This window comes from Mesorhizobium sp. LCM 4577, from assembly GCF_001854795.2.
GTDB classification, from domain to species: Bacteria; Pseudomonadota; Alphaproteobacteria; order Rhizobiales; family Rhizobiaceae; genus Mesorhizobium; species Mesorhizobium plurifarium.
This window is the reverse complement of sequence record NZ_MDDU01000037.1, coordinates 1-8,953: the sequence shown is the minus strand read 5'-3', so window position 1 is coordinate 8,953 and position 8,953 is coordinate 1. Positions and strand designations below refer to the sequence as shown.

Annotated in this window: 7 protein-coding genes; 6 read left to right on the top strand and 1 reads right to left on the bottom strand. The window is 59.1% G+C overall.

Annotated elements, in window-relative coordinates:
• Window positions 1-2,400, bottom strand: a 2,400-nt coding sequence (locus LCM4577_RS27000; protein WP_131803526.1) for a hypothetical protein, incomplete at its 3' end; no start/stop codon positions are given.
• A 1,393-nt stretch (window positions 2,401-3,793) separates the two neighbouring features.
• Between LCM4577_RS27000 and LCM4577_RS26995 the strand changes: the two genes are divergently transcribed.
• From LCM4577_RS26995 to LCM4577_RS26970, 6 genes are all read left to right on the top strand, one after another.
• The gene (locus LCM4577_RS26995) at window positions 3,794-4,684 is read left to right on the top strand and encodes a hypothetical protein (RefSeq protein WP_042643606.1); all 891 of its coding nucleotides are present in this window, start codon (window positions 3,794-3,796) and stop codon (window positions 4,682-4,684) included.
• A gap of 231 nt (window positions 4,685-4,915) precedes the next feature.
• On the top strand, window positions 4,916-5,338 hold the full coding sequence (locus LCM4577_RS26990) for an ATP-binding protein (protein WP_042643608.1): 423 nt from the start codon (window positions 4,916-4,918) through the stop codon (window positions 5,336-5,338).
• A 421-nt stretch (window positions 5,339-5,759) separates the two neighbouring features.
• Window positions 5,760-5,936 carry a YegP family protein gene (locus tag LCM4577_RS26985; RefSeq protein WP_071035130.1) on the top strand — a complete coding sequence of 59 codons (177 nt, stop codon included), beginning with the start codon at window positions 5,760-5,762 and terminating at the stop codon, window positions 5,934-5,936.
• A 345-nt stretch (window positions 5,937-6,281) separates the two neighbouring features.
• Window positions 6,282-6,965, top strand: a complete 684-nt coding sequence (locus LCM4577_RS26980; protein ID WP_371410082.1) for a thermonuclease family protein — start codon at window positions 6,282-6,284, stop codon at window positions 6,963-6,965.
• Between the two features lie 10 nt (window positions 6,966-6,975).
• Complete coding sequence (locus LCM4577_RS26975; protein ID WP_042643610.1) at window positions 6,976-7,581, top strand: BRCT domain-containing protein; 606 nt, start codon at window positions 6,976-6,978, stop codon at window positions 7,579-7,581.
• 62 nt (window positions 7,582-7,643) lie between these two features.
• Window positions 7,644-8,414 (top strand): hypothetical protein, encoded by a 771-nt coding sequence (locus LCM4577_RS26970; protein ID WP_050070824.1) that lies wholly within the window; start codon window positions 7,644-7,646, stop codon window positions 8,412-8,414.
• Window positions 8,415-8,953 lie beyond the last annotated feature (539 nt).

Below are 8,953 nucleotides of genomic sequence, written 5' to 3'. Positions count from 1 at the left end.
TTCTTCATGGAAGGCTCGCAGCACGTCCCAGGCCGGGTCGCTCGGGGACATGGGGATGGGCGAGAAGGCGACGGGCGAGGTGCTCTGTACAGCTCCAGTGGGCGGGCCGCTTGGCTGCCCGCGCGGGGCCGCTTGCCCATGGGCTGCCAAGCCCAGCGCATTGTTGGCTGCGACCATTTGCCGATATCTCTGCAGAAAGCCCCAGGCTGTGCCGAAACSGGGGCCTGCGTTCTTCTTGTATTCGTCAACCGCCCGGCTCAGAACCGCGGGTTCAATCTGGGCAATGCCCTTGCCGAAGTTCTGACTAAGCCAGCTGTTGAAACGACACAAATGACTCCGATACTTACTTAGCGTGTCTTTTCCGTACCTGCCTGYAGCTGCCCGACATGCATCTTCGATCACCTGGTTCTCTTCGCTGACAGGACGCGATCTAGCTGTTGTGACAGTCTGTCCGGCATAGGCTTGCCGGAGCCTTCCCAATGCGGCGTTAAGTTCAGAAAGTAGTTTTGCATCGTTGCCCGCGAAGTCCTTCGCCAGACGGTCCAACTGCTCGTCCTCAATCCGACCGTGGATTTGGCTCTGGTGGTTCTCGTCAAGCCATGTGCTGAACTTGCGCAGAGCCGCTAGATCGTGCCACATGGTTCCTTCTTTGAGGCGGGCAGCTACGGCTCTTGTCTGGTATCTGGCCAGGAGTTCCTCATCGTCCTTCGTGCCGGGTCGAACAGTCGAAGCAGCCGTCACAGGCTGTCCGGCATAGGCTTGTCGGAGCCTTCCCAACGCCACGTTGATATCGCTCAGTAGTATGGTATCCTTGCCCGCAAAGTTTTTTGCCAGACCGTCCAGCTGCTCGTCATCAACCCGGCCGGCGATCTGGGTCCGATGGTTCTCGTCAAGCCATGTGCTGAACTTGCGCAGCGCCACTATACCGCGAGCAATCGAGCTTTCACTCACCTTGGCTGTTTTAGCCACCTTAGCGCGGTAGGCGGCAAAAAGCGCCTCGTCCGGATGCTCTCGGACGCGTTTGCGACTGCGCGTTTGCTGAACGAGGGAAGCCTGGTGCGGTGCCGCGGCCGACATTGTATGGCGCGCGCCGGTCAAACCGCCTCCCATGGTCCCTTCTTGGAGGCCGGCAGCCTGGGCCAAGAGGTTCTCATCATCCTTGGTGACAGGTCGAACATTCGAAGCAGCCGTCACTGGCTGTCTGACAGAAAGCTGCCGGAGCCTCTTCAGCGCCGGGCTGATACGGGCGCCCTCGCGCTCCGTGAAGTCCTTCGCCAGCGCGTCCAACCCGGGGTCCTCAATCCGGCCGGCGATCTGCGTCCGATGGTTCTCGTCAAGCCATCTGCTGAACTTGCGCAGCGCCGCTAGTTCGTCCCTCAAGGTTGGTCCTTTGACCACGACTTTTGCCCGGTATTGGGCGAAGAGTTCCTCATCGTCCTTCGTGCCGGGTCGAACAGTCGAAGCAGCCGTCACAGGCTGTCCGGCAGAATGCTGCCGCAGCCTTCCCAACGCCACTTTGGTGTCGCCCAGTAGTACGGCATCGTTGCCCGCAAAGTCCTTCACCAGACTGACGAGCTGCCCGTCGTCAATCCGGCTACGGATTTGGCTCTGATCGTTCTCGTCTAGCCATATGCTGAACTTGCGCAGCGCCGTTATATCGCCACGAATCGAGCTTTCACCCACCTTAGCTGTTTTAGCCGCCTGGGCACGGTAAGCGGCAAAAAGCGCCTCGTCCGGATGCTCGCGGCCGCGCTTGCGACTGCGCGTTTGCTGAACGACGGCAGCCTGGTGCGGCGCCGCGGTCGGCATTGTATGGCTTGCGCCGGTCAAATCGCCCTGTTGATTGGCCGCAGGCCGATATGCGTCCGCGATGACGTGAGGGAGGCTCACGCCATCGGGTGCGCTTCCAAAGCCCGTGGCGGGCGGGTTGACCCGCGGCGGCGGGATGGAACTCAAAGCTTCGTAACCGTCCCCAATCGCCGCGCGGCTCCGCGGCTGATCGCSACTTTGCGCCGGTGAGTGGGCCACCCGCTCCGCATCCTGCCAGAACTGCGAAGCGAAACTTGCAGCCGCAAACGGCCCGGCGCGATCGGCGGCGGCAAAGAGCTCGTCCTGGTCAAAACTCTGCGCAGGTGAGTGAGCTGGTGGAGCAAAGGGCAACTGCGAACCGCTTTCCGCGTCCTCCTCTTGCAGCATGCTCGGACCAACCGCATTTGCATGTGAGCCGGTTCGCCGCCTGGCGAGACGGCTGTTTGGGACAGCTGGCCGATGCTGGCCTGGCCGCAACGCGTTCAGATGCTCCTGAAAACGCACCTGGTCGGTCTGCTGCTGCGAGCCTGCATCGTCTGTGCGGGCGAGATCTGAGACGCGGGATGGATTGACGTTGCCAAAGGGATCCATGCTATCTCCTTTTTGCCTGTTCAGAGCAGCTCAAAGCCGGCCAGGCGGCTGGAAACTGTTCTATGGTGTAATGTCCGGAATTATGTGGCGTCGTGAGGGCCGAGCCCAGAATTATCTGTCGTCGGGTGGGAGTAACCATGGCAACACCATAGCGGAGCACCGGCACCCGATGGCCAGATCCTGCACCACGAAGCTCGTTCGCCCAGAAACCGCGACCCCGGTGGCGGCTCATAACAAAGACGGCGCTCTTCGGTGACGGTGGCCCGGCTCAAGCGACGCCGCTTCGGACCCGTTGCCGCAGGCGAGCTCCGCTTGGACGACGGCTCCATCCCGCCCGGCTTCAACGTCGGGCTCGGCGGTGGAACTTTCAGACGCCGTATWTCATCCTTCAGAGCCGCACTTTCGGCGCTAAGCCCGGTCACCTCCGCCCGCAAATGCACGATCATGTCGAGCAGGTCCGCAGGGGTCAGCGTTCGAGAATCGGGTGACTCCGACATGACCCGATGGAATCACGCCGCACGCCAAACCGCCACCCACTCCAACCCGATATATCCGAGTCATAACGCCGCGTCCGCCACCGCTGTGCGCATCAGTGTGCAGTCCCGAATTATCTGTCGCTGTCCAAAATTGAGTCAGGACGTTGAAGCCCTGCGCACGCGCCACGCTGAGATGCTGATGCCTTCTGTCACACAACGCGATTGTGGGGGGCAGCGCGGAACGGGACCTTGGTCGATGCGGGTTACCAAACCTGTCGCTGGGGGTTACCAATGCGCGTGTTTAGTGGCCTTAAGTTATCAATCCTGGCCGGAATAAGCTCAATCAAAACATCTCCTTAAGGCCAATCGGGAATTGATTGTCGTTGGGGCACATTGGTAACCTCTTGTCCGAAAGGCATTGGCAACCTCTTCGGGCGAAAGCAGCGCGATATCATCCACTTAGCAGTCCGGCCAACGACAGATAATTCTGGACTCTAGCCCCTGCCGACGACAGTACGCTTCGCGGTGTGCACCGCGTGACACCTGCCGTTGAGCACTGCATGCACGTGGTCAGCTTCGGACCTCATTTCGGTCATTCATAACTACAAAGCCGTTTCCAATAGCGGACATTAGCCACCTGCTGTTTGCCCGAGTTAATGCCAGCGTATTGCAGTGGCGGGTATCATAGGTGCAATCGGTCTGGCGGCCTAAACCTCACCATGGCATGTCTTCGCCCATTGTCCTTGGATGCCAGCCATTGTCGGCCGGCGTCACCCGATCGATCAAGTCTTTGACTGTTCGCGATACTTGTGCCGCCAACATGTCCGAGCAATGTGGGGGAATCGAAGGTTGGCCTATAGCCAATCGCGTGAACGTCGGGCAGAAGTGCTCTCATGCGCTCATCTTGGACACCACTGATGCCCACCATTTCGTCCTCTCAAGTTCCGCCACCAAAGTCCTGGGAGGAGTTCGAAGACATCTGCCTTTCGGCAGCGAAGCATCGATGGGATTCCTCGAAGTTTTTCGGCAACGGGCGCAAAGGCCAAGCGCAGGACGGGGTCGACATATGGGGGCATGATGGCGTGGGCGAGCATATCGGGGTGCAATGCAAGAACACGCTGGCTGGGATCTCATTGAAGGTGGTGGAAAACGAAATCGCCAATGCCGAGGGCTTCAGGCCCAAGCTCGACCACCTCTACATTTCCACCACTGCGCCACGTGACGCGACTCTGCAGAGAGATGTCCGTCTGATCTCGATTGCCCGCAAGGCTGCTGGGGATTTTCTGGTCGACATATTGTTCTGGGACGACGTCGTGGGAGACCTCGCCCTCGAGGACTCCGTCTTCTTTAAGCACTATCCGCAGTTCAAGCGCGGTGTCGATCCGAGCAAGGCACACGACCAGACACTGTACGAAGAGTATCTGCAACTAATGCGATCGGACGGAGTCATTGGGTTCATCGACGAATGGAACATGGCTGGGTTTTCGTTTCCCTCAGCGAGGTTAGATCCACTTCGGGAATTCGTCGCAAACTGGAACGCGCCGGAGCGCGAGTTCAGTTCGTCGCAGATTGACGCAGTGCGGTTGGAATTATGGACTAAGGCCCGGGACTACTTGGTCGAGATCAATCGGAGCACATTTCCTGCCAACGGACCAGGTTGGATCGCGGTGCCGTCGGAGTGGGAGGACAAGTTCCCGGATAGGTTCAAGCGCGTTGTCAAAGAGCTGCACGGCATGGCCGGCGAAATCGTCGAGATTCATGGTCGTTTGGTCCGAACCGCAAAGGCAGTTCTTTTGACGACGAACTGATGTCTATGCCGTTCCGAGCGCTGGCGTGGCGGCCCTAAACTTGCCATTGGTTCGGTTCTGCCAACCGCGAGAGGCTGGGCAGGACGGATACGCGTTGTCAGCGGCTGCGCTTTATCTCATTACCGACCTGATCGCTCCAGTAATGTCCGGAGGGAGCATCGTTTACAATACAACGCTTGAAGGTCACCCAGAAAGGCCCGTCAAGTAAGCGATATTAAGCGGGGGAAATAGATGCCATCGTTGAAGACAAATTTCGTCAAAAGGATTGATCGGCTTCCCAAGCCGACCAACGCAGCTGACGCTATGCAACCACTCTTCGAAGCGGTCAGCAACTCGATCCACAGCACCCAGGATCGATTCAAGGACAACGTCGCAACCCAAGGGAAAATCATTGTCACGCTCACCATGGCGAGCAGACAGGCTCCCTCAAAGATCGTGGTCGAAGACAATGGTGTGGGGCTCGACGGCAGGAACTATGACGCGTTCACCACCACCGACACCGACAACAAGATTGCGCGTCGTGCAATAGCGCGTATCGCGAGACCCGCCGCGATCCCGCGAGAGATCTCTTCGCGCTCCGCCAGCCCGAGCGCCGAGGCTGCTCTACGCCTTGCTGAGGGAGCAATGCCGCCGTGTAAGGATACGATCCGCTGAACGCCGGTCTTGTTCCGGCGGTCCAGTGCCCGCGAGATCGACGAAATGCTCTGACCTTGCTTCCATCGCTCCCGAAGCTCGGCCTTCTGCGCTGACGTAAACCAGATCCGTGACGTCACCATGCAACACCTCCTCATCCTCTCAGATTAAGAGTGTTGCAGTGACCGGTTGAACCCACCGGCGCAAAGCTGCCGCCGAGTCGGATCCGCGTGCGCCTCGATCCATTGTCTGGCGGGTTGTCCAGACTAGACATTGTGGCTGATCAAACGGGTCGACGATCGCAGCACGCTAGCATCCTCAGGGATGCTCACTCCGCTTCCGTAGCCCAAACGAGACGCAAAACACCTGTTGGCAGGCCATGGCGATCTTGAAGGCCTTCTCGATTCCTACGGGCTTCTCACTGTCAACGGAGGGCACACCCATGGCACATGAGTTCGAAATCTATAAGGACAAAGGTGGCGAGTTTCGCGTTCGCTTCAAGTACAACAGCGAGGTGATATTCTCGACCGAGGGCTACGCAAGCAAATCCAGCGCTCAGAACGCCATCGACTCGATCAAGAAAAATGGCCCCAGTGCGCCGGTCGAAGACAATAGCTGATCGCCTTCGAGGCCATACGACGCTGCGACAATTCCGAAGCTGAGCATATTGGCTTCGAAACGAGCTTCGGATCGGGACTAGCAGTTGTTGCGCTAGGGTAAGTGCGGCCTCAACTCCTAAGGGAATCCTCGGCAAAATAGACCTCACTAGACCTCTGCTACATTTAGGAGCATTCTCTCCGCTGGGGAGTGGGGTGTGGATAGGTCTCGTTACGACAATCGTTCTGATGGCTGGCGCAAGCGCACTGGCGCAAAACACTCCCGTGCACTGCGGTGGGCGAGTGTGCCCCGACGGTTGATCTTCGTGACCGCCGCTGCAGTAGGCGCCTTCGCCGCTGAGATGGTCATGGTGCATAGTGACCGGTTGCTCGACCTGACCCCTTCGAACTGGATCGAGCCAAGGCCCGCCCCCATGATCGGCGTGGCGTCCGTCATTGACGGTGACACAATCGAGATCCACGGCCAGCGCATTCGGTTCAACGGGATCGACGCGCCAGAGAGCAAGCAATATTGCGACGACGCCAAGGGCTTCGAGTACCCATGCGGTCAGCGATCCGCCGAAGCGCTGGATAGTTTCCTGGCCGCCTCGCGGCCGGTGCAGTGCACTTTCGTGACTTGGGATCGCTATCACCGCTTCGTCGGCGACTGCTGGCGCGCCGACGGCGCGAGCGTGGCTACGTGGATGGTAGAGCATGGCCAGGCGCTCGATTGGCCGCACTACAGCAACGGCGCCTACGCGCCGCAGCAGGCCAACGCCAAGGCGGCGAGGCTTGGTCTATGGGTTGGCAAGTTCGAAGCGCCTTGGGACTGGCGCGCATCGCATGGCGACGGGGCTGCGCCGTCGAGCCAGCCGTTCGGCATCATCAGTCGCAAGCTGGTCGCGCAAAGCGGCGGCCTTTCGTGCGAGCCCCGGCGGTACTGCTCGCAAATCAGTTCCTGCGCAGACGCCCAATGGTACCTGCACAACTGTGCGTGGGGCCGCAAGCTGGATAGGGATGGTGACGGGGTAGCGTGCGAGACGCTTTGCTAGGGAGGGGTTCATGGATGACAAGTTTTACAACCGCGTCGGCGGCGATCGTATTTCTTCGCGGCAGATCGATGAGTTGATTGGGTTAGCGCGCGGCCTCGCTGCAGACGGAAGTATCAACAAGGCGGAAGTCGAGTTCCTTCAAAAATGGCTGGCCGCGAACGTCGAGATTAGCGATCAGCCGATCGTCCGGACCTTGTACCGACGGGTCAATGAAATCCTTGCGGACGGCGTGCTCGATGCCGATGAGCACACCGAACTTCTCGATACGTTGAACAGCTTCTCGAACCGAGATTTCGAACTCGGGGAAGTGTTGAAGCCGACCACCCTGCCCCTTTGCTATCCGCCTCCGCATTTGACCTTTGAAGGTCGGTCGTACTGTTTCACCGGGACGTTCAATTATGGCCAGCGAAAATACTGCGAGCAGGCCATAGCGGATCGTGGCGGCCGCGCCGGCAGTTTGACGCAAAAGACCGACGTGCTCGTGATCGGTGCGTACGCCACGGAGTCTTGGAAGCACTCATCGTTTGGCGACAAGATTTTCAAAGCGACCGCCTGGCGCGACGAGGGGTTGCCAATCTCGATTGTCGCCGAGAGCCATTGGGTCGGTTTTCTCTGACTTCGTCCGTTCGTTTGGCAGCGTCTCATACCATCAGCACCCTGTTCGACCGAGGTGGAACGATGCGGCACAATGCGTTTAGCGATCAGATCCGCCTGTCTCGGCGATTTGCAGGTCGCTTCCTTACGAGCGTGATCGCGCTCGCAGTTGCAACGGCAGCAGGATGCAGCTCCATAGACTACCAGAAGCTTACCACCGGTGAGATATCCGGCAGCTTGTTCGTGATGTGGGTCGGTGAGGGCAACAATTCCGGTGACGGGAGTTTCCTGTTCGTGCCCGACCCTCATGATCCCTTGATCTTCCATCGGGCAGATCCGGCAGCACCAGGAAGCACGATCAAGCCAGGCCTCATGTACACGGACGGCGGCTCAATCCCGAAGATCGCGCAGGTCTTCAAAGGGCTGTCACCTTGGGGCTATGCCCCAGCCTACATGATCCACGACTGGATCTTCATTGCGCATCACTGCATCATTGACGGGAGCACGGAGAAGAGGTTCGATCAAGTTCGCGGGATTGGCTTCGACGACTCCGCTGCGATCCTCGGTGAGGCAATCAAGGCGTTGATCGCGACGCGTCAAGTCGCGCCGAACGATGTCGCACCCACTGCCATCACGGCGGCGGTGGGAAGCGCGGTTGCCAAGAATCTTTGGGACGAGAAGGGAGCCTGCAAGTCGCTGCAGGTGAGTGCAAAAGACATTGCTTCCGCAGAGGCAGCGATACCGGGCTCCACATCCAAAGCTCAGAACCTGAGGACCTTCCAAATACCAGAAGCCGTCACACCTTCGATCCGAGCAGTGAAGCCAGCGAAGATCATCGCTCGTCTGACCCTCTGACCTGAGCGTCGAGCCAACGCATGGCGGCCGGCGTGCGGCGACTGACCGCCAAAACAGCCGTCATGGGCGATCGTCGCGGACCTAGCGCGAATGGTGGCCCGTATCGGACGAATCCGATTTCAGCAGACGTCATAAACCAATTGAACGTCCCAAAGGAGGCGCGAAGCGGTTATTGGCGATGCCACTTGTTTCGAGCACACGCCGGCAACGACCCCGTTTGAATTACCCGAGCTCGTGGATGGCCACGTTGGGGACAACCGACTTCGCTATCTCGCAAAGGTGTTGATGATGCGTCAGGTAAATGACCTGACCCACCTTGGCCATCTCGCCGAACAATCGGAAAACTTCCTCCGACCGGAGATGGTCGAAGGTGCGGATTCCGACGCGAAGCCGGCCGCTATTCCGATCAAAGACCGGCCACCGTTCCGATTTGAAGCCGGCCAGCATTCCGATCAAAGACCGGCCAGTTTTCGGCACTGAAGATTACCTCCTGGGTCAGCAACTTTGGCATCAAGTGCCCCGCGGTAAACGGGGAGATT

What these genes read in the sequence shown, in the direction of transcription:
- LCM4577_RS26995 (WP_042643606.1), top strand. Translation starts at nt 3,794, where the DNA reads ATGCCCACCATTTCGTCCTCTCAAGTTCCGCCACCAAAGTCCTGGGAG.
- LCM4577_RS26990 (WP_042643608.1), top strand. Translation starts at nt 4,916, where the DNA reads ATGCCATCGTTGAAGACAAATTTCGTCAAAAGGATTGATCGGCTTCCC.
- LCM4577_RS26970 (WP_050070824.1), top strand. Translation starts at nt 7,644, where the DNA reads ATGCGGCACAATGCGTTTAGCGATCAGATCCGCCTGTCTCGGCGATTT.
- LCM4577_RS26975 (WP_042643610.1), top strand. Translation starts at nt 6,976, where the DNA reads ATGGATGACAAGTTTTACAACCGCGTCGGCGGCGATCGTATTTCTTCG.
- LCM4577_RS26980 (WP_371410082.1), top strand. Translation starts at nt 6,282, where the DNA reads ATGGTGCATAGTGACCGGTTGCTCGACCTGACCCCTTCGAACTGGATC.
- LCM4577_RS26985 (WP_071035130.1), top strand. Translation starts at nt 5,760, where the DNA reads ATGGCACATGAGTTCGAAATCTATAAGGACAAAGGTGGCGAGTTTCGC.